Below are 19,867 nucleotides of genomic sequence, written 5' to 3'. Positions count from 1 at the left end.
ACAAAATGAAAAAATTTAAATGAAATTTCATCTTTTTATGCATGCATAGCAATTTTTAGCTTAAAAAAAACTGCTTTATCACTGTAAAAACAGTTTTAAATAAGGCCCTAAGCAGTAAAAAAACAGGGTTTTAAATTGCGGTGTTTCCGCATAAAAAAGCGGTATTACTTGTTAGGCGTGTTTGAAGCATCAACAGCTTTTATGGCCATTATTCTATGGTCAAATTCATCGCCCTGTATTAAGGCTTTTGCTTTGATGCGCATTTTGTACACGTAAATGGTTTTTTCGGAGTATTCTAAAATCTTGGCTATAGTTTCGGTATCGTTTATACCCATCCTTATCAGGGCAAATATCCTCAGGTCGGTTGTTAATACTTCATCTTCTTTTGGCCATATCTGGTCTTCCTCTTTAAACAAAGCGTTAAAAGCGGTAACAAAGTTTGGAAATATTTTTATAAACACGTGGTCGAAGGTGTAAAACAGGTTATCGCGTTCCTTTTTAATATTTATCCTGTCAATCAATATCTGTATGTCGTCATACTTTTTAGCATGCAGTTTCATATCAACCGATCGTTTAAGTTTTTCGAGCTGCAAAATATAGCCCGATATTACATTAAAAAAGTAACCTATATAATCTTCCTTTATCTTAGTTCCTTCAACCAGCCTTTCGTTTATCTTTTCGAGCAATACGTTTTTATCGTCGATGATTTTCTCTTTAATCTTAACCTTTTTTAATTGTTTAAACAGCGTTACCGCAAACGAAATAACCAGCAAAGCCAACACCGTAATAGAGCTTAAAAATATCAGGAAGCGGGTATTTTCGCGTTCTATATAATTTACCTTTTCTGATGCAACGATGGGTAACAAGGTATTGATTTGTATTTTTCGTTGCCTGGCACCATAAAATTCGGCATCATTTAACGCCTGCTGCAAAAACTGATATACATTTTCGGTATCGCTACTTTTGTAAAGCAATTGAGCCAGCCACAAAAGCGCAACCGTTTCTTTGGTTGACGATTTGATATCGCTTATAGCCGCCCTAGCCAATAAAGCAACGCGCTCGCTGTTATCGGGCGTTATTTCACTCAGGGTTGACGAAACTATGGCATATTGATGTGTGCTTAATTTATAATTATTGAGCAGGTTTAAAAAAAATGGCGAAGCTTGTTTATACAAGCCGTTTTTAAGCTTTTTAAAACCGCTGAGGTATATTTTATCATACGAATTGGGTGCTGAAAGCGCAATGGCCGAATCAATATACTTATTGGCTAACTGACGGTAAACGGGCGAATAGATTTTGTCGTTATCATAAGCGGCTACATCATAGTAGGCGCGGGTTAGCAAGGAGTAATATTCAATTTTAGTATCAACATCCAGATCTTTAACACGCACACCTTTTAAATTTTCGAAGGTTTCCTTAAACATTCCCGACGAGATCAGAATGAAGGCGATTTTTATCTTACTATAATCTTTTTTCGATTTATCTTTTAAGCCCCCACTCAGCTCAAGCATTTTACCGGCATAAACGTATGCCGAATCGTACTGGTACGATTTATATTCGTCGTAAAGTTTAAGGCAAATATTGTACTGCACTTCAAAGTTACTTTTAGAAACCGAGGCCAAACTTTTTTTGAGTTTTAAAATGGCGTTTTCCTTTTGACTGTCATAAACACTTTTTTGACTGAATTCGTACTTCAACCGATCAAACAAACTGTCTGTTTTTGATGATGAAAATGCAGTAAAAGGAATAACTAATAAAAGGTATAACAGATAGCTCCGCATAAAAGGGGTTTACAAACACAAACTAATATAATTTAAACTAAAAAATAAAAAATATATTACAAGCCGCAATGAAAATTACATTTGGGCATTAATATTAAATATATATTATATTGGTAACAACTTGCAAGGTAAACTAATTTATAAAGCTCATGCTATTTATACCTTTACAAAAATTAATTACTTTGCCATATATCAAACGTAAGAATGAGACAATCAATTATTCACGTTACTCTTTTAGTTAAAGATTATGATGATGCTATTGAGTTTTATGTAAATAAACTAAATTTTAAAGTAGTTGAAAACACAAAGCTTTCTGATGTTAAGCAATCGGTTTTAATTCAACCGCCTGGTTTTGGCAGATGTTATGATATTGCAATTAGCCATTTCAGCGTTGGATAGCTTAAATGCATACTTGTAAATTTAGAATATAATCACAGTTATATTCTAAATTTACAAGTAATACCCCAAATTATGATTTTATAATATTTCTGGCGATATCACCACATAATCATATTTTTCAATTAGCTTATAGGTGTCTAAAGTTAATGAGCCATCATTTTTAATCCTGCGTCTTAAACTTCGGATATCTATTGTTACCCATTTTTCCCTATCGTACAACCTGGAAAACACTTTAGGGTTTTGATGCTCATCGCTTTCAATATCGTCAATAACCTTGTCTTTATCTTTCCAATACCTCACCATAAAATATACATTTGCAAAGCCGGTTCCGTTATGTTCAGATAGTTCAAAAATCGTGTTTCCAATATCATACAAATTGGTTTCCAGGTTCATTCCCCTTGCCAAATGATTGCTTCCCATTTTAAAAAAAATCTTCTCGTTTTTTGATTTAAGAGCATCAAAGTAGTTATAGAAATTGCGTTTCATTAACGTTGCTCTGGTTTGCGAATCGCCGGTATTATAAATATCTCTCGAAATTTCAACCTCATCTATTAAGTGTTTTAAATCCGGCCTTTTAACAACCTTCCTCAAACTATCCAGTAATTTAGCATCGGGCATCCACCATTTGGCCAGCAAGCTATCGCGTACTGCTTTATAAAGGGGTTTTGAGGCATTGGGTACACCCGCAAATATTTTGCTGATACAATACGGAAAGGTCAATTGAAATTCCTGGTCAATTCCCCAAATCCGGTAGTTAAGTTTGCTGGCCGTTTGTAGCATTTGTATATCAGCTCTGCTTTCAAAAAAAGGAAATGTGGGCGTTAAATGATTGGTTTTGGAAAAACTGATAATGGTATCGTAAGGGTTACTTGTTTTGGCAATCCAGGTAAGTTGGGATGCTGCAAAAGGGCTGGTTTCTGTACACCAGGTTTTATATCCGTTTTTTGACGCGCTTGCCAAAGCAAAACCCGTGAGCTGCGATAACAAGGGCGAATTATGATATTCGCCCCAAGCCACAAACTGATTTTGCGCAAATAGGTTTTCGAGCCTGCTCCACCCCTCTCCCGCCGGTTCTGCGCCGTTAAAAGTAAAATAGGCTGTGTTTTCTAAAATGCATTTATTAAGCCGGGCATCATCGGTAATTGCTTTTTTAGCTTGCCCGTAACAAAAACAGGATGCCATGAGCATTGCGGATAGTAATTTTTTTTTCATGATTGTTATTGGTTTAAAGGCAAAGGTCATCTGGCGAAACCGTGTTGTATAATTTATTATCCCAATGCCTAAAAACGTTATATTAACACCGAATATTAACTTCAGTTATCCCAACAGCACGCAAAAAATGTTTTCGGATTCTAAAAAGGCATGTTGGGATAATAAATTTATGGATTTAGCTTAGGCTATTATATTTGATGCATGAAAAAAAACCGGCTACATGTTTATTACCTATTGGTTTGGGCCTGCCTGGTACTCTATCTGTATGTAGATAATGTAGCCAATAACCGGGGTTCGCAGCCTTACGTTTGGTCGAACCTGATGGCCAGTTTTGCCGAATTTTCTTTTTGTTTCTTTTGGGTTTACCCGAGGTATTTAAAATTAAAGAAAATGCCATTATTAATTGCGGGGCTAATATTGGCTGATATTTTATTTGTAGGGTGCCGTTATTTGATAGAAGAAGTAATTTACCTATGGCTATTGGGTTATAGAAACTACGATCCGTCGGTTAAGGCACTGCATTATTTAAATGATAACTGGTGGAGGGCTTTGAAACCGGTGCTATTCAGTTTTATTGCCTGGTCGTTATTGGATATATACCGCAAGGAAAAAGAAACCGAACAACTGAAGCAAGAAAAAATTAAAGCCGAACTCCTTTTTCTAAAAACTCAGATTAACCCACATTTTTTATATAATACGCTCAATTATTTATATTCACTAAGTTATCCTATTTCAGAAAAACTGGCCGATGCCATCATCAAACTTTCGCAATTGATGCGTTATATGCTTGATAACAGCATTGATGGCCTGCTTAACTTGCAGCAAGAAATAGATTATCTTCAAAATTATATAGCTATTTATAAACTAAGATTTGAAGAAAACTTTTTTGTTGATTTTAAAGCAGAAGGTGATATTGGCAACAAAAAGATAGCTTCGCTTATACTGATACCATTTGTAGAAAACGCATTTAAGCATGGGGTTATCAATAATGAGCAGCGGCCCGTAAAAATTCACCTCAAAGTGATTGAGAGCCGGTTATCGTTTATGGTAAGTAACAAAATTATTTATGGCGAAAAAGACAATTCAAGCGGCATCGGGCTGGCGAATATCAAACGCCGGTTGGAATTGATTTACCCACAAAAATTTGAATTGCTAATAACAAACAACGGCGAAACCTTTAAAACCACGCTAAACATCAAGCTAAACTAAAACAACTTAAAAACTAAATCCATCAAATATGATACGCTGCCTTGCGGTTGACGACGAAGCTTATGCCACTAAAATGATGGCGGGATATATTGCCAAGGTGCCTTATTTTGAACTTGCCGGGATAGCCAATAATGTGGTTGATGCATTGGGTATCATCCAAAACGATAAAATTGACCTGGTTTTTATGGACATACAGATGCCGGAATTAAACGGTATTCAATTTTTAAAACTTTGCGGAAATAAATGTAAAGTTATTTTAACTACCGCCTACGCTCAGTACGCGCTTGACGGATTTGAACACGATGTGGTAGATTACCTGTTAAAACCTATCGCTTTCGACCGCTTTTTAAAAGCCGCCGCAAAAGCATGCAGCGTTATTGAAGCCACAAAATTAAAGGCTGTTATTGAACCCTTACCTGCGGCACCAGTAGCGCTTGCCGCTAATGATGAATTGCGATACATGTTTGTTAAAGGGGAAAGTAAAAACAAGTTTTTAAAAATTGACTACCAGGATATACTTTACATTGAAGGACTTAAAAACTACGTTTGCATTTACACCAAAACGCAACGCGTGGTTACCTATCAAAGCCTTCGCGATCTCAGCACTCAACTACCGCAACAATCGTTTCAAAGGGTTCATAAATCGTACATTGTTTCTATGGATAAAATAAGAATGGTGGATGGTTATACGATATTTATTGGCGACCAAGCCATACCCATTGGCGAAACTTACCGGAATAGTTTTTTGAAACTGGTTAAGGAGATTTAACAACACATTTCCCAAAAAAGCAATTACTAACCAACCAATTATATACCTATGCTAACCCAAAACGTGGAATAAGAGGTCCTCTATAAATCGGGTAGTAAAGTCGGGCTGTTCTCCGGGAGATATATCTGTGAGTTTGGGAAGATTTACGCTAAAAAATTGCTGATGATGAGAGGTTTCTATCAACGTAGTACTTAACGACCGCGGGAATTTGTAGGCAGGATTATAAGAGGTAATCACTTCGGCAATTTTTGCGCATAAGTCTTTATAGGGTTTAAATACTTCGTCTTTATTTATTTCTGCCACATCCTTCACCAAATACACCTTACTGCTTTCGGATATAACAATTTGATTGAGGTACTTTTTATTGTAATCAAACTGATTGGCACTTTGGGCAAACTCATGGGTTAATAATTTTACAATAATTTTTAACTGTTCTTTTTTATCGGTAACGTTTTCTAATTTAAACGTTACTAAAAACTCCATATAGCACCAATACCAATTCAGTATATAAAGTAACAAGCGGTGTTTGTTTTCAAAGTAGCGGTATATGGTAGCCTCGGTCGAGCTTATTTCGGTAGCTAATTTTTTAAAAGTAAACTGTTCAAAGCCCAACTCATATATCAGGTCAATCGCTTTTTTCACCATCAGCTTGCCAACCTCACTCGTTTCGGGGTTACGTAAAAATATCTTTTCGTTGATAGCAAACTTTACCTGAAATTCCATAAATCCCAAACTTTTAACAAAGATAGCAATTTAGTAAAACAAAACTCCATTTTCACTATTTACAATAGCAATACTATTATTGTAAATAGTTTTATAACTTCGTTTTGTAATTAAACAAATTTATGCTTCTTAAAAAACGAATCCCTGTTTCGTATATACTCCAAAAAATATGGTTGGAGGTATTGTATGTACTGGTTGTTGGGCTGTTGGTAAATTATTTAACGGCTAAATACAAAAACCTGATACCGGCAATGCCCATCGCTATCCCGGCCTTCATCGGTACGGCTATTTCGGTAATTCTATCTTTTAAAATCAATCAGTCTTACGATAGATGGTGGGAGGCCCGCAAAGTGTGGGGAAGCATTGTGAACGAAAGCCGCAGCTTTGTGCTTCAACTACAATCGTTTGTTGCTAAAGAAAAAGAAAAGGAAATTAAACAAATTGCTTACCGCCAAATTGCGTGGTGCTACAGTTTAGGGCAAACCTTGCGCGGCCTGGATGCTTTAAAAAATTTGAGCAATTATATTTCGGCAACCGATTTGGATAAAATTAAAAAGCACAATAATAAGCCTTTGGCACTTTTGCAGTTAAATGCATTGCAAATTACCGACCTAAAAGATAGCGGGAGTTTAGAGCTATTCAGTCATATCCAAATCAATAGCACATTAGTTAATTTTTCTAATGCGATGGGCATGGCCGAGCGCATTAAAAGCACCGTGTTTCCGCAAACCTATCGTTTATTTTTGCACTTTTTTATTTACATTTTTGTGGTAACGCTTGCTATCGCTTTAATTGATATTGATAGTTTTTTTGAAATCCCGTTACTATTGGTAATCTCGTCGGCCTTTTTTCTTTTAGAAAAATCGGCCACTCACCTGCAAGATCCATTTAGTAACCGCCCTACAGATACAGCGATGACAACAATTGCTACAAACATTGAAATTAACATTAAACAACTATTAGGCGAAACAGAGGTACCCCAACCCTTACAGCCACAAAGTTTTTATTCACTCTAACACCAATTCAACTTTAAAAGTTATGCGTACACAATCAAAAGAAACTCAAGGTAGCTTAAACCCGGCAACGGCTTTGCAAATTTTGAAAGAAGGTAACCAACGCTTTGTAAATAATTTAAAAGCTAACCGCAACCTTTTACAGCAGGTAAACGAAACTTCGGCGGGCCAATTTCCTTTTGCTACTATTTTAAGTTGCATAGACAGCCGCACGTCGGCCGAACTTATTTTCGACCAGGGGCTTGGCGACGTGTTCAGCATCCGTATTGCCGGAAACATATTAAATGAAGATATTCTGGGCAGTATGGAGTTCGCCACCAAGGTTGTTGGCACCAAAATTATTATAGTGCTCGGTCATACCAAATGCGGGGCAATTGTTGGTGCCTGCAACCATGTAGAATTGGGAAACTTAACCACCTTGCTCAATAAAATTCAACCTGCAATTGTTAGCGAACAAACAATTACCGGAAACAGAACCGGCACCAATGCCGAATTTGTAAATAAAGTTACCGATATACATGTACGTTTAACAATTGACCGGATAAGAAGAGAAAGCCCGATAGTGGCCGAATTAGAAAACCAGGGAAACATTAAAATAATAGGCGGCATGTATGATGTAGAAACCGGCATTGTTACCTTTTTTGAGTAAAACCTTGTTGATAGCCAGCTAAATTGCCATAAGCAACATCATTTAGGCCGGGTATAAAATCTGTTTTTATCCGGCCTAAATACAGTATCATTAATAAATAATTACCTCAAAGGCAACCAATAGTTAACTGGTACAGTAATAACAGTAATTAACAAACTAAATAATTACTACCACATGAAACTATCACTCAAACTTGCATTAATTGCCACCACACTATTACTAATCAATATTAAAGTAAATGCCCAAACAACCGCCGCCAAAACCTTTGGTTTGAGTTTGGGATTAGAGCCGGGTTTACCAACCACAACACAATCCACCTATACAGCCTTTACTTTAGGCGGAACAATTCGTTTACAATACGGCATCACCAACAATTTATCGGCAACGTTTACAACCGGCGGTTACCACTTTTTTAGTAAAACCATACCCGGCACCGATATCCGGTACGGCAGTTTTGGCGTTGGCCCGGTTAAGGCAGGGCTAAAAGAGTTTTTTATACCTAATTTTTACATTAATGCAGAAGCCGGTGTTGGTGTAGAAGTTACCCAGCAGGGCTTTAGCGGCGGCCAAAAAAAATTACTATTATCCCCGGGCTTTGGCTATGGCGATAAACATTGGGATGTAGGCTTCCATTTTGAGAGTTTAACCGGGCAGCAAAACAATTATGGCATATTTGGTTTACGCATAGCCTACGGCTTTAAACTGTAAGTAAATATAAAACAGGCATTAGCAACTCATGATTAAGCCCCAAACGTTAGTGATATTAACGCCCGGTTTCCCGGTGAATGAGTTGGATAGCACCTGCCTGCCACCGCAACAAATTTTTGTACGATCATTAAAACAACAATATCCAAACCTCGATATTGTTGTTTTAACGTTTGAATACCCGCTGGCAAAAATAACTTACAATTGGTTTGGTGTTAAAGTTATTGCCCTTGGCGGGAAAAATAAAAAGCGCCTATACAGAGCATTGAACTGGGCGCGCGCCTGGCGTGTTTTGCAACAACTTAATAAGCAGCAAAACGTTGTTGGCTTACTTAGTTTTTGGTTGGATGAATGCGCTTTGGTAGGCCATTATTTTGCAAAAAAACACAACATACAACATTTTAGCTGGATACTTGGCCAAGACGCAAAGCCTGGTAACCGGTATTTTAAAATGATGAAACCTACAGGCGATTCGCTAATTGCGCTATCGGATTTTATCCGGAAGCAGGTTTACACCAATTATGGTATTATGGCTAAACATACCATTCCTCCGGGAGTTGATGTTTCGGGGTTTGAGCCCGGCAAGCCTGATAAAGACATTGATATTTTGGGAGTAGGCTCATTGATAGCGCTAAAGCAATATGATGTTTTTATTGAAGTTATTAAAACGATATCGCGTTACTGGCCAGATATTCGTGCGGTGCTTTGCGGAAAGGGTCCTGAAAAAGAAAATTTGCAAAAGCTCATCCATAAATATGGCCTGGAAAAAAACATCCTGCTTTGCAACGAGTTATCGCATAGCGAAGTGTTAGCGTTAATGCAGCGGAGCAGGGTATTTCTACACACCTCTAACTACGAAGGTTTTGGTGTTGTTATTTTAGAAGCCTTATACGCCGGCGCCCAGGTAGTATCGTTTGTTAAACCAATGGATGAAATAGCAGAACATCATTCGGCAGTAAGTAATTTGGAACAAATTCAACAGAAGGTGTTAGAGCTTTTATTAGATGAGCAAACAGATCATTCCTCTGTTTTGCCTTATCCGATAGAACAAACAGCCGAAAAGATTATGCACTTATTTATTCAAAGCGACGATGCTATCTGCGATATTTTACCTGCAATTGCAGAAAAGGAAAGTTCGGTTTTGTAATGGTCTAAGATAGTTACTTGCGCGTCTTGTATGTTCACCTCCGCTGTTTTTAACAAGCAGTTTAATAATTCTTGTTTATTTCCCGCCTCATAAAGCAACCCAAATTTCCCGTTGCCTGTCATCATCTGGAATGATGGAATTGCTGTTAATACAGGGAACAGTCCACATGATATAGCTTCGCAAATAGCCGTACCCGCTCCTTCATAAATTGAACCGGAAATAATAAAATCGGCACTGTTATACCAATATATCAGATCGTCGTGTTGGAGTTGACCAACCAGAACTATCGAGCCGGATACATCTGCATATTCATTTAACACTTCGTGAATGTTGCTCAGCAAGTCATCTACATGATAGATCATGTATAACCTTGCCCCGGTATTGATCTTTGCAAATTCTAGAAAGGCCCTGACTACATTCAACGGATCTTTCTTTTGTTCAAGCCGCGCCACCCACAAAAATACCGGCGCACCTTTAACACCTGTTTTACTAATTGCCGATTGCCTATCAATTGGATAAAATACCGAAGATACTTCCATTACCTCGTGTATCTTTTGAACCGAAGCCAAATTGCCCCTGTTAACCCAGTTTAATCCCAAATTATGCGAAGCAAATAAGTAAGCATTGATATACCTGTCTGCTAATTGTTGTAATATCTCTATCATGCCATTGCCCGGGAGCTCGGCATGATGTTGTACCATAATTTTAACCTGGCTACCGAGATATGCCCGCAATTGCAACAGTTGTAATGGAAAATGCAGCCCGTGAACAAACACAAAGTCGGATTCTAAGCTCATAATGAATCGGTGCAGCCTGACCGGAAACTTCCTTCCGAATTTAGAGGTTCGTTTAAAATAATATTGTACCCCATTATGTAAAAGCGCTCCTTCATAATCAATTTGCTCAATACTGATCACGGTATGATGCAGCGCCAACGCTTCCAGAATACCACCATAAAATTTCACGCGGTTGAGCCATTCTTCCGGGCGCTTATATTCTGGTGTATAGCAGTAGCTGGCAAAAACAAAACGCATGGCTTAAGTTGTTTGATGCTGGTTAATTTGCACCGGAAAAACGGCATTTGGATAATACTGATGAATTTGGTTGATCAAAGCGGGTAAATCACCTTTTAAATATTTACAGGTACTATTAGTATAAATTTTGCTAAAACCCGTTAAATCAAAACTATCATTTAACTGATGCAACAATTCTTCGTCAAATAACCGGATGTTTCCCTGGTGAATCACCAATAAAATATCTTCGGGCGTGGTATCAAAAAAGTTAGTCGAACCATTTATTTTTTCCTTTACGATGATAACATCCGCATCCTTACCCGGTTCAATAATTCCGGTGTTTAGCTTCCATATCTTTGCTGCCGCTGATGTTAACGACTGGTACAACTCACTATCGGTAAGTAAATCAGTTTTTCGCGCCAATCGAATGTGTTTCCAAATATCCCAACCGGCAGTTAAGGCAGAATCCGAACCAAATAAGATGGTGGTATTATTTTTAAGCTTATCAATTTGCGCCGTTTTATTGAGTAAAAAATAATTGGTTTCGGGGCACCATATTAAAGCTTTAAAACTGCGGGCCTGTTGCGGTTGCATGGCAACGCCATGTACACCTACCAAATCACGATTAAAAATATTCCAGCGTATCAATTCATTAATTTCCCATACAGCTTGGGCATCCGTGCCTTCGCCAATGTGCATTACTGCAGGTGTGCTTATTTTTAATGGATTATTTAACCGGAGCCTCCAGTTTTGTTGTAGTTTAACCGAGTGGAGCGTTTCACAGTGGTTAAAAACCGTAATTGGCGCATCCGGGATATTAAAATCAGGCCCATGATTTACAACTGTGGTTACACCGCAAAGCAGGTTTTTATAAACACCCCATCTGGCACGTAAACCAATAGGAATATTCAAAACTTCATCGATCTCTTTTTTATAATGCCGATGAATATATTTGCCCCATTCCACGTAATTGGCATAAATCTTATCGCCTAACTGCGGAAACAAATTAAACTCCAGATGATCGTGCGAATTGGTTAATCCCGGAAAGGCCCGGGTATTTTTGAGGTTCAGCCTAATAGTATCAGCTTCTGTTTCAATAGTTTCTTTGGTAACCGAAGCTATTAACCCGCCCGTTATCCGGATGTTAAATGCACCTTCAAAACCAGCCAATTTTACCCCGTTTAAAACCATTACAATTTTTTAAAATGCAAGCCGTAAATCATCGGCATCCCCCTAAATTTTTGATATACGTGAATGGCATTTTGCTTAATATAATAATGCATTACAGTGTTATCAATTACTTTTTCTACCTCGTTAACCAGTATAAGGCCATTATCCAGCAAAATTCTTTTAATTAATTCGGTATCATGTACATAATTCACAATCGGGATATGTTCGTTATGGTATTCAAAGGTACGCTTACCACCTGCCGCCAATGCTTTGGGATGAAAATCAGTGATGATCATATCACCGCCGGGTTTTAAAATACGCGCCCATTCCTGCAATGCTTCTTCAATGTTTTGGATGTGGGCCACCGTTAATGTGGAGAGTACAAAATTGTGCGTAGCATCTTCCACATTGCTTAAAATACTATCGGTTATTTTAACCGTATTAGCATCCGGAAACTTGAGTTTTAAACGTTTCAGCATTCCTTCAGATATATCATAACCCGTTAATTTTGCCGGCTTATTTTGAAATAAAAAAGGCCAGTGCCTGCCGGTGCCACAACCCATATCAGCAATTACTTTTCCGCGTAATTCAATATCGGGCATAAACTCGTTAAAAACAAGCTGATCCAAATAAAACATGAGGTTATCAGGCTGGTCATCATAATTCTCGGCCCAAAGGTTGTACGCTTCATCGGCTGCTTTATCCGGTATGCTAACCGACTGGTATTTGATTAAATTTTTGATGGTTTGTATCACGGCTTGTGTTCTTTACAAACAATACGCTTGGTTTTGAATCAGGGTTGCCAATCACTAATTATTTACAACACAGGCAACGGATGCTAAGGTGCAAGCGTATTTGTTAAACACGATTATTGAATATCTAATCCGCATGAACAAGGTTTTATTATTTAATCCACGAAGCGCCAACAATACTTTTCGTATCCCAAACTCTATTCTAAATATTGCCGCCTCGATAGAGAACCGGTACGAATGGGTAATTGTAGACGGTAACCGAGAAACCAATCCGCAGCAAACCATTCTGGATTATTTGGCTACCGGCCAATTCAAATACCTGGGTTTTACCGTAATGCCCGGCCCGCAACTAAGGCAGGCCATCCCGATAGCCAAGGCGGTTAAAGAGCAGTTTAAAAACACCACTATGATTTGGGGCGGATACTTCCCTTCAAACCATTCCAAAGTTGTTTTAGATTCTGGCTATGTAGACTTTATTGTGAATGGCCCCGGCGATAATTGCTTCCCCAAGTTACTTGATGCCTTAGAAAGATTTGAGCCCTATGAATTTTTAAAGAACCTGATTTATAAAACAAACGGAAAAATAGTAAAAACGGCTAAAGAAGATCTGATAGATCAGGATTCGCTACCACCGCTCCCCTATCATCAGCTCAACCGGTTTTACCCGATGGAAAAGTACCTGGGCAAAACCTTTTTGGGCGACAGAACCTTTGCGTATCATTCCAGCATCGGCTGCCCGTTTACCTGTTCTTTCTGCGCTGTGGTGCCTATTTATGAGGCTCGCTGGAAAGCCAAATCGGCCATTACGGTATATAACGATGTAAAATACATCAAAGAAAAATGGGGTGCCGATGCTATCGAATTTCACGACAATAACTTTTTTGTATCAGAAAAACGCGTAGTTGATTTCTCAGGCATGGTAAAAAATGATAACATGACCTGGTGGGGAATGGCGCGTATTGATACCATGGATAAATTTAAAGATGCCTCGCTTGCTGCCATCCGTGAAGCAGGCTGCAAGATTATTTTCTTCGGCGCCGAAAGTGGTAACGATAAAGTACTGGCGCAAATGGATAAAGGCGGTACGCAAACCGGAGAGCAGATTATCCGTTTTGCCGAGCGCATGAAAAAGTTTGATATCATTCCCGAATATTCGTTTGTACTTGGCACGCCTGCCCCAACACAGGCCGAGGTACAGGAACAGATTGATTTCGACATCAATTTTATTAAACAGGTAAAGCATGCCAACCCAAATACCGAAATTGTTATCTATACTTACAGCCCGGTGCCTACCGAGGGATCGGAAATGTTTGAGGAAGTAATTAAAAGCGGGTTTGCCTTCCCAGAAAAACTGGAAGACTGGATAAGCCCGGCATGGGAAAGCTTTGATTTGCGAAAAAACCCGCTTACACCGTGGTTAACAGCTGATATGATAGACAAGATTAGAAATTTTGAGACCGTATTGAATGGCTTATACCCAACGGTTACGGATATCCGCTTAAGCTTACTTAAAAGAAAGGCCATTAAATTAATGGCCGGATTGAGATACAAAGCCAACTTGTTTGATTACCCATACGAGATTAAGCTATTACAAAAGGTTTGGAAATACCGCCAACCCGAGATCCAGGGATTTTAAGATTAATGGATATGAATAACATTCTTTTCACCCATTCGTACTTTTTACGTTTTGACCCCAAACAATGGGCGCAGGGCCAGCCCTATCCGCCATTAGGAACATTATATGCAGCAGCCGTTATGCGGGATAAGGGCTTTGATGTGGAAGTATTCGACACCATGTTTTCAAAAAAGGCCACCGAAATTTTGCAGCCATTGCAAAAGCATGCTCCCCGTTTTTTTGTTATCTATGACGATGGGTTTAACTACCTTACCAAAATGTGCCTCACTAATATGCGCGAGGCAGCTTTTGAGATGTGTAAATTAGCAAAGGCTAATGGCTGTACGGTAATCGTTTCCAATTCAGATTCTACTGATCGTTACGAGGAATACCTGCAGCATGGTGCCGATTTTATTTTGATAGGTGAAGCCGAAGCTACTTTATCAGAATTAATTGATAGCATCAAAAACAGAAACGATAACTACGAAGCGATAACAGGTTTAGCTTTCTTACAAAACGGACTAGTAAAAAAAACTCCGGGCCGGGCTGTACTGAAAGACCTTGATCAACTGCCGCTACCCGCCTGGGACTTGATTAATATTGAAGCATACCGGGAAATGTGGTTAAAAAGCAAAGGTTATTTTTCGTTAAACATCACCACTACCCGTGGTTGTCCGTTTAAATGCAACTGGTGCGCTAAGCCTATTTACGGCAGCAGGTATAATTCGCGCAGTCCGCAAAATGTGGTTGCTGAGTTAGTGATGCTGAAAAAACAATTCAATATGGACCATATTTGGTTCTGCGATGATATATTTGGCTTAAAACCCGGTTGGCTAATTGAATTTGCACAATTAGTAAAAAAGGCTAACTTAAACTTTAAATACAAAATTCAAACCCGTGCCGATCTGCTTTTACAGGATGACCAGATTAGCGCACTGGCAGCATCAGGATGCGAAAATGCGTGGATTGGCGCCGAAAGCGGATCACAGGCAATACTTGATGCTATGGATAAAGGCACAACCATTGAGCAGATATACCGTGCAACTCAACTTTTAAAAAAGCATCACATTAAACCATCCTTCTTTATTCAGTTTGGTTACCTGGGCGAAACCAAGACCGATATTGATAAAACAATAAAAATGATTAATGATTTGCTTCCTTTTGAAATCGGTATATCGGTATCATATCCGCTGCCAGGCACAGTTTTTTACCAAAAAGTAAAAGCCGCCATGCAGCATAAAACCAACTGGACGGATAGCGACGAAATGGCTTTAATGTTCAACAATACTTATCCGCCGGCATTTTACAAGCAGTTGCACCGTTATGTACACCAAAATTACCACAAGCATTTGGCCAAAGATAGTATTGCCAAATTGTTTACCCAACCTTTAAACACCAGCGCTAATACCATTAAAAAAGCACTATCCATTTTATATTATACACCGGTTACTTTTATGGAGAAGCTAAAGTTGCGTTATACCGAAAGGGCAATATCATGACAGCTATTACCAGCAATCTTAACGAGCAGGCCACAGCCGAGGCCTTTAGCAGGCAATCGCGCGTTTTTGATGAGATATATGCCGGCAACACCATTGTTACCTACAAGCGTGAACGCGTTAGGGCACGTGTATTAAATTATTTAAAACCCAACAGCAATATACTGGAGTTAAACAGCGGCACCGGTGAAGACGCTACCTTTTTCGCCGAAAAAGGCCATCGCGTACATGCTACGGATATCTCCACTGGTATGCAGACACAATTACGTAAAAAAGCGGCTCTATACGGTCTTGACCAACAGATAAGTACCGAGCTTTGCTCATACACTAACCTTAGCGCATTACAAAACCAGGGCCCGTATGACCTGATATTCTCGAACTTTGCAGGACTAAACTGTACTGATAAGTTGGATGGCGTTTTGTTATCGCTTTCCCCGCTACTTAAAACAGGTGGTTTTGTTACACTTGTTTTGCTGCCCAAATTTTGTTTGTGGGAAACGCTGCTCATATTTAAAGGAAAATTTAGAACTGCTTTACGTAGGTTTAATAGTAAAGGTACCACAGCGCATATTGAAGGCACCTATTTTAAATGCTGGTACTACAATCCAGCTTTCGTAATCAGTACATTACAATATAATTTTAATGTACTGAATGTAGAAGGTTTATGCACATTGGTACCGCCATCATACATCGAAAATTTTGCCGAAAAGCATCCTAAAAGTTATGATTTTTTAAAGCGACTAGAAGATAAATTGAAGGGTAAATGGCCATTTAAATTAATTGGCGATTATTACATCATCACTTTACAAAAGCGCTAACTAAACCTGCGCCATGCTGCTTTCTATACCCTGCAAAAGCTCATTTAAGCGATTTTCATAACGCTCAATTAGCCTTTGTTGAAAGTTGGCGGGATCGGGCTTGGCAAAATGCTTATCAGCTTTCATACCCATAATTATCCCTTTACTGTTTACCTTACCTTGCTCGGTTTTTTTGTTCCAGCGGTATGCTGTAATTTTTTTAAGTACATTATCTAAGGTATTGCCTGCAGAATTGTTAAACAACGCTTCAATAATAATTTTAAACAAATACCTTTTTAAGGGCCTTGCCGATGATATACGCATGCAGTTATTGGGTAAATAAAACCGCGTCCAGGCATTTGCCGAATAAAATTGATCCAGTATCAAATCACCTTCTATCGGTATTAATGTTACCACCTCCGTTGCTGTGTAAATATTTTTTTCGGCTATTTGCAGCGCCTCCTCATCAATAAAATAGTTCATGCAAAACAACTGCTCTTTATTAACCAAAAAGCTAAGTTTTTTAAGCATATGCAGCAATGTACGAGCTATCCAGAGACGATTTGCGGCGGTGATGATAAACAGATCAATATCCGAGTTATCATCAGCAAAATTCTTCGACAGTGAGCCTGATATAGCTATCCCTCTAACGTATGGAAACTTAATGAGCAGCCTGCCCACTTTGTGCGCCACTTTAATTAGCTCGGTAGCTTTTTGATTGCCTGTCCGTCTTCTAATCGCAATTTGCGGATCATTTTTCAGCGTAAAAAAAGTATCAAAGCAATAAACGCTATCATTAATCAACAAATAAGATAAAGCGCTGTTAAACGTTTCCTGGTCGCATTTAACAGTCATAAACAAAAACATCTCGCCCCGGGTTAGCGGGTAATTAAACACATCGAAATAAGCGAGTGTTGCGATGATATTTTTGTTAATGACTGACACTTTTCTCAAAATTTAACTCACAGATACTATTGCTGAATCTTCATATATAACACGGTTGGAATCGGCTTTTGGTTGCCTGCCGGGTAAATATTTATCCCGATCAACCGAAATATTTTTTTGTTGCGAACACATAAAAAAGGAGAAGAACAAACCGTAAAATATAGTGCCTTTATCTACATCTAAAACATTTTCTGATAAGGATACAATCGCAATCAGCAGCAAAAAAGTACAAAATATTACGTCGCGCTTATTAATCGCTGTCTTGAATCCGTAAGCCAGCGTAGCCAGGTAAGTCAATAACCCAATAATACCCGATTTTAATAAAAAACTCAGGTATTCGTTGTGCGCGTTTAATCCATTGAGATACGAATTGTAAAGCTTTTTTGAAAAATAAGCTTCCTTAAGCATTCTAATTTCCGAACCGGAACCATGACCAATAACCGGCGACTGGCGGATCAATTGCAAAGCGGTTTCCCATCGTGCCAGTCGTGGATCAAAAGGTTCGTTTAAAGATGCCTGCGACATATCTTCTTTCAGCCCATAGATAAATCTATCTTTAAAAGCTGCTGATTGAGATACCACAAAACCTAGCAACAAAATTATCGAAACAGAAAACCCGATGAACCAATAACGTTTTTTACCACTCAAAACAAAATAGGGAACAACCAAACATACAGCAATTACAATAGCTGCAACCGCAGATTTTGAACTTAACTGTAATATACCTGCCGAAAGAATAACACAGCAAAACATATAGAAAAGCTTACCGGATAATGGCTTAATTTTTAATACTAATGTGATGAGATAAACCAATGCCAACCCTACCTGCAACGAAAAAAAGGTAGCATGCATTTCAATCGGATCTGAAAAATTATGATTGGTAAATGCTTTACCGAAAAGCATTTTGGTAGGATAATGGTAAAAACGAATAACATGCAAAGCATCAAAATACAGGTAAGCTACGATTAGTGTACAGCATAAACTAAAGCCCAGTAATAACTGTTGCCTGTACCTGTATATATCAAAACTGGTTAGCACCATCAGCACAGGTATTAATAATATTAATGTGCGCCTGCCTAATTCGTTATAAGCCTCGCTTTTATCGGGGCTGTGAATAGTAAATATGAGCGATACGAAAAAAACGGATTGCAGTATCAATACCTTTTTAGTAAACAACTTTAGCAAGTTTGCTTTTTTTATATGTAATAATGTATGTATTGCAAAGCTAATGAGGATAATGTGACTGTAAAACATATCAAAAGGTAAACTGCACAGCAATAGCAATAAGTGGTAATAACTTATTTTATTGCTGAGGCTATCTTCGATAACAAATATATTTTTCATGGATGGCTCACAATGGTTTCGAATTTGGAATGATGGTGACAATCCAAAATATATTCCTCATACTGATCAATAATGCGCTCCCAGTTAAATTGGTTCTGAATTTTATACAGGTTATTTTTAACCATATCCGTTTCAACCTGTTGCCGCTGTACGGTTTCAACCAAATATTTCACTTCTTGCGCGTTCGAAAAATAAAAGGCATCTGTGGTTAAAACCGCCTGGTTAAACGGGTTTTTATGCGCAGCAATTAATGCTTCACTGGCCATAGCCTCCAATAACGACGGATTAGTACCGCCTACGCTATGCCCGTGAAAATAGAGGTGCGAATTATTTTGCATGGCCCTAACCTTTACGTTATCAAAAATTGCTCCCTGGAACTGGATGCGATCGTCGTTATTAAATTTGTTGGTGATAAACTTACCGAAGCGGTTACCAGTATCGCCAATTACTTTAAAGTTTTTGCTGGAGTTACTGCTGTTAAAACCATCCAATATAGTCTCAATATTATTTTCAGGTTCCATGCGTGCCATCAGCAAAAAGTAATCTGGATTTACGTTGGCGTTTAACTGGTTCTCTTCTCGCTCCTCTTCGGCTAACAAATCGGCACCATAAGGTATGTACTCACTATCTATCGCGTACTTTTCGCCCAGGTATGATTTAATGGCTACCGAATCCGAAATATAGTAATCGCTATATTTTACCGCCAGCTTTTCGGCATATTTTAAAAACTGCTGTACCTTTTTGGAGTACTTTGATCGCTTCCACTCCATCCCATCCATATTAGTGATGATCACACTTTTTTCGGGATACAACATTCCCCAAACCGAACTGCTGGTATACCCCATAAGCAATACCACATCAAACTTTTTGCGGCGTGCATCCATAATACAGTTAAAATCATACACAAATTGGCCCGCGGTGCCTATTACGTATTCCGGATCGTAGCAATGCACAATATCAACCCCATTCCAGGTTGCTTGCTGGTATGGGTGATTATGCGAATTATATACCGTTACCGAATGCCCGCGTTTAACCAGGCCTGCCGACACATATTCTGATATATGTTCAAAGCCACCATAGTAGTTGGGTATTCCGCGAGTGCCTAATATTGCGATCCTGAGTTTCATA

19 protein-coding genes are annotated in these 19,867 nt (G+C 38.6%); 10 read left to right on the top strand and 9 right to left on the bottom strand.

Annotation, left to right across the window (positions count from 1 at the left end; translation table 11 throughout):
* Positions 1-164 precede the first annotated feature (164 nt).
* The gene (locus BDD43_RS18310; protein WP_121199032.1) at positions 165-1,781 is read right to left on the bottom strand and encodes a DUF6377 domain-containing protein; all 1,617 of its coding nucleotides are present in this window, start codon (positions 1,779-1,781) and stop codon (positions 165-167) included.
* A 204-nt stretch (positions 1,782-1,985) separates the two neighbouring features.
* Between BDD43_RS18310 and BDD43_RS18305 the strand changes: the two genes are divergently transcribed.
* Positions 1,986-2,180 carry a VOC family protein gene (locus BDD43_RS18305; protein ID WP_121199031.1) on the top strand — a complete coding sequence of 65 codons (195 nt, stop codon included), beginning with the start codon at positions 1,986-1,988 and terminating at the stop codon, positions 2,178-2,180.
* Between the two features lie 78 nt (positions 2,181-2,258).
* Here BDD43_RS18305 and BDD43_RS18300 read toward each other — a convergent pair whose 3' ends face one another.
* Positions 2,259-3,392 carry a hypothetical protein gene (locus tag BDD43_RS18300; protein WP_147425683.1) on the bottom strand — a complete coding sequence of 378 codons (1,134 nt, stop codon included), beginning with the start codon at positions 3,390-3,392 and terminating at the stop codon, positions 2,259-2,261.
* 201 nt (positions 3,393-3,593) lie between these two features.
* Here BDD43_RS18300 and BDD43_RS18295 point away from each other — a divergent pair, with 201 nt between their 5' ends.
* A complete protein-coding gene (locus BDD43_RS18295; protein ID WP_121199029.1) occupies positions 3,594-4,601 on the top strand; it encodes a sensor histidine kinase in 1,008 nt (335 codons plus the stop codon).
* A gap of 28 nt (positions 4,602-4,629) precedes the next feature.
* Positions 4,630-5,370 (top strand): LytR/AlgR family response regulator transcription factor, encoded by a 741-nt coding sequence (locus BDD43_RS18290; protein ID WP_121199028.1) that lies wholly within the window; start codon positions 4,630-4,632, stop codon positions 5,368-5,370.
* A gap of 51 nt (positions 5,371-5,421) precedes the next feature.
* Here BDD43_RS18290 and BDD43_RS18285 read toward each other — a convergent pair whose 3' ends face one another.
* The gene (locus BDD43_RS18285; protein ID WP_121199027.1) at positions 5,422-6,093 is read right to left on the bottom strand and encodes a TetR/AcrR family transcriptional regulator; all 672 of its coding nucleotides are present in this window, start codon (positions 6,091-6,093) and stop codon (positions 5,422-5,424) included.
* Between the two features lie 122 nt (positions 6,094-6,215).
* Between BDD43_RS18285 and BDD43_RS18280 the strand changes: the two genes are divergently transcribed.
* The 4 genes from BDD43_RS18280 (at position 6,216) to BDD43_RS18265 (ending at position 9,607) form a co-directional block, all read left to right on the top strand.
* On the top strand, positions 6,216-7,109 hold the full coding sequence (locus BDD43_RS18280) for a bestrophin family protein (RefSeq protein WP_121199026.1): 894 nt from the start codon (positions 6,216-6,218) through the stop codon (positions 7,107-7,109).
* Positions 7,110-7,131: 22 nt separating this feature from the next.
* On the top strand, positions 7,132-7,755 hold the full coding sequence (locus BDD43_RS18275; RefSeq protein WP_121199025.1) for a carbonic anhydrase family protein: 624 nt from the start codon (positions 7,132-7,134) through the stop codon (positions 7,753-7,755).
* Between the two features lie 174 nt (positions 7,756-7,929).
* A complete protein-coding gene (locus tag BDD43_RS18270; RefSeq protein WP_121199024.1) occupies positions 7,930-8,463 on the top strand; it encodes a hypothetical protein in 534 nt (177 codons plus the stop codon).
* A gap of 28 nt (positions 8,464-8,491) precedes the next feature.
* A complete protein-coding gene (locus BDD43_RS18265) occupies positions 8,492-9,607 on the top strand; it encodes a glycosyltransferase family 4 protein (RefSeq protein ID WP_121199023.1) in 1,116 nt (371 codons plus the stop codon).
* Here the strand turns inward: BDD43_RS18265 and BDD43_RS18260 are convergent.
* From BDD43_RS18260 to BDD43_RS18250, 3 genes are read right to left on the bottom strand one after another with little or no spacing between them, the layout of a single operon-like run.
* Positions 9,541-10,641 (bottom strand): glycosyltransferase family 4 protein, encoded by a 1,101-nt coding sequence (locus tag BDD43_RS18260; protein WP_121199022.1) that lies wholly within the window; start codon positions 10,639-10,641, stop codon positions 9,541-9,543. The two genes, BDD43_RS18265 and BDD43_RS18260, sit on opposite strands and share 67 nt — an antisense overlap.
* Before the next feature lie 3 nt (positions 10,642-10,644).
* Positions 10,645-11,811 carry an amidohydrolase family protein gene (locus BDD43_RS18255; RefSeq protein WP_121199021.1) on the bottom strand — a complete coding sequence of 389 codons (1,167 nt, stop codon included), beginning with the start codon at positions 11,809-11,811 and terminating at the stop codon, positions 10,645-10,647.
* A complete protein-coding gene (locus tag BDD43_RS18250) occupies positions 11,811-12,545 on the bottom strand; it encodes a class I SAM-dependent methyltransferase (protein ID WP_121199020.1) in 735 nt (244 codons plus the stop codon). The genes BDD43_RS18255 and BDD43_RS18250 overlap by 1 nt, the downstream gene beginning before the upstream one ends.
* A 133-nt stretch (positions 12,546-12,678) precedes the next feature.
* Between BDD43_RS18250 and BDD43_RS18245 the strand changes: the two genes are divergently transcribed.
* Genes BDD43_RS18245 through BDD43_RS18235 form a run of 3 tightly spaced genes read left to right on the top strand, consistent with a single transcriptional unit; the run spans position 12,679 to position 16,471 of the window.
* Positions 12,679-14,178 (top strand): B12-binding domain-containing radical SAM protein, encoded by a 1,500-nt coding sequence (locus tag BDD43_RS18245; protein ID WP_121199019.1) that lies wholly within the window; start codon positions 12,679-12,681, stop codon positions 14,176-14,178.
* A gap of 11 nt (positions 14,179-14,189) precedes the next feature.
* A complete protein-coding gene (locus BDD43_RS18240; protein WP_121202028.1) occupies positions 14,190-15,656 on the top strand; it encodes a B12-binding domain-containing radical SAM protein in 1,467 nt (488 codons plus the stop codon).
* Positions 15,653-16,471, top strand: coding sequence for a class I SAM-dependent methyltransferase (locus tag BDD43_RS18235; protein ID WP_121199018.1), 819 nt, complete (start codon positions 15,653-15,655; stop codon positions 16,469-16,471). Before BDD43_RS18240 ends, BDD43_RS18235 begins: the two co-directional genes overlap by 4 nt.
* Here the strand turns inward: BDD43_RS18235 and BDD43_RS18230 are convergent, their stop codons facing one another.
* The 3 genes from BDD43_RS18230 to BDD43_RS18220 are packed head-to-tail and all read right to left on the bottom strand — an operon-like array spanning position 16,472 to position 19,866.
* A complete protein-coding gene (locus BDD43_RS18230; protein ID WP_121199017.1) occupies positions 16,472-17,395 on the bottom strand; it encodes a nucleotidyltransferase domain-containing protein in 924 nt (307 codons plus the stop codon). It lies immediately after the preceding gene.
* A 12-nt stretch (positions 17,396-17,407) separates the two neighbouring features.
* Positions 17,408-18,739, bottom strand: a complete 1,332-nt coding sequence (locus BDD43_RS18225; RefSeq protein ID WP_121199016.1) for an O-antigen ligase family protein — start codon at positions 18,737-18,739, stop codon at positions 17,408-17,410.
* Positions 18,736-19,866: a DUF1972 domain-containing protein gene (locus BDD43_RS18220; RefSeq protein ID WP_121199015.1), complete on the bottom strand. Its 1,131-nt coding sequence runs from the start codon at positions 19,864-19,866 to the stop codon at positions 18,736-18,738. Before BDD43_RS18220 ends, BDD43_RS18225 begins: the two co-directional genes overlap by 4 nt.
* Position 19,867 lies beyond the last annotated feature (1 nt).

The sequence above is a fragment of the Mucilaginibacter gracilis genome, assembly GCF_003633615.1.
Lineage (GTDB): Bacteria > Bacteroidota > Bacteroidia > Sphingobacteriales > Sphingobacteriaceae > Mucilaginibacter > Mucilaginibacter gracilis.
Note: the sequence above shows the minus strand (reverse complement) of the source record. Positions and strands in the feature narration are given on the sequence as shown.

Excerpts from the sequence above, each read along its gene's own strand:
- BDD43_RS18310 (WP_121199032.1), bottom strand. The coding sequence starts at position 1,781 with ATGCGGAGCTATCTGTTATACCTTTTATTAGTTATTCCTTTTACTGCA.
- BDD43_RS18305 (WP_121199031.1), top strand. The coding sequence starts at position 1,986 with ATGAGACAATCAATTATTCACGTTACTCTTTTAGTTAAAGATTATGAT.
- BDD43_RS18300 (WP_147425683.1), bottom strand. The coding sequence starts at position 3,392 with ATGAAAAAAAAATTACTATCCGCAATGCTCATGGCATCCTGTTTTTGT.
- BDD43_RS18295 (WP_121199029.1), top strand. The coding sequence starts at position 3,594 with ATGAAAAAAAACCGGCTACATGTTTATTACCTATTGGTTTGGGCCTGC.
- BDD43_RS18290 (WP_121199028.1), top strand. The coding sequence starts at position 4,630 with ATGATACGCTGCCTTGCGGTTGACGACGAAGCTTATGCCACTAAAATG.
- BDD43_RS18285 (WP_121199027.1), bottom strand. The coding sequence starts at position 6,093 with ATGGAATTTCAGGTAAAGTTTGCTATCAACGAAAAGATATTTTTACGT.
- BDD43_RS18280 (WP_121199026.1), top strand. The coding sequence starts at position 6,216 with ATGCTTCTTAAAAAACGAATCCCTGTTTCGTATATACTCCAAAAAATA.
- BDD43_RS18275 (WP_121199025.1), top strand. The coding sequence starts at position 7,132 with ATGCGTACACAATCAAAAGAAACTCAAGGTAGCTTAAACCCGGCAACG.
- BDD43_RS18270 (WP_121199024.1), top strand. The coding sequence starts at position 7,930 with ATGAAACTATCACTCAAACTTGCATTAATTGCCACCACACTATTACTA.
- BDD43_RS18265 (WP_121199023.1), top strand. The coding sequence starts at position 8,492 with ATGATTAAGCCCCAAACGTTAGTGATATTAACGCCCGGTTTCCCGGTG.
- BDD43_RS18260 (WP_121199022.1), bottom strand. The coding sequence starts at position 10,641 with ATGCGTTTTGTTTTTGCCAGCTACTGCTATACACCAGAATATAAGCGC.
- BDD43_RS18255 (WP_121199021.1), bottom strand. The coding sequence starts at position 11,811 with ATGGTTTTAAACGGGGTAAAATTGGCTGGTTTTGAAGGTGCATTTAAC.
- BDD43_RS18245 (WP_121199019.1), top strand. The coding sequence starts at position 12,679 with ATGAACAAGGTTTTATTATTTAATCCACGAAGCGCCAACAATACTTTT.
- BDD43_RS18240 (WP_121202028.1), top strand. The coding sequence starts at position 14,190 with ATGAATAACATTCTTTTCACCCATTCGTACTTTTTACGTTTTGACCCC.
- BDD43_RS18235 (WP_121199018.1), top strand. The coding sequence starts at position 15,653 with ATGACAGCTATTACCAGCAATCTTAACGAGCAGGCCACAGCCGAGGCC.
- BDD43_RS18225 (WP_121199016.1), bottom strand. The coding sequence starts at position 18,739 with ATGAAAAATATATTTGTTATCGAAGATAGCCTCAGCAATAAAATAAGT.
- BDD43_RS18220 (WP_121199015.1), bottom strand. The coding sequence starts at position 19,866 with ATGAAACTCAGGATCGCAATATTAGGCACTCGCGGAATACCCAACTAC.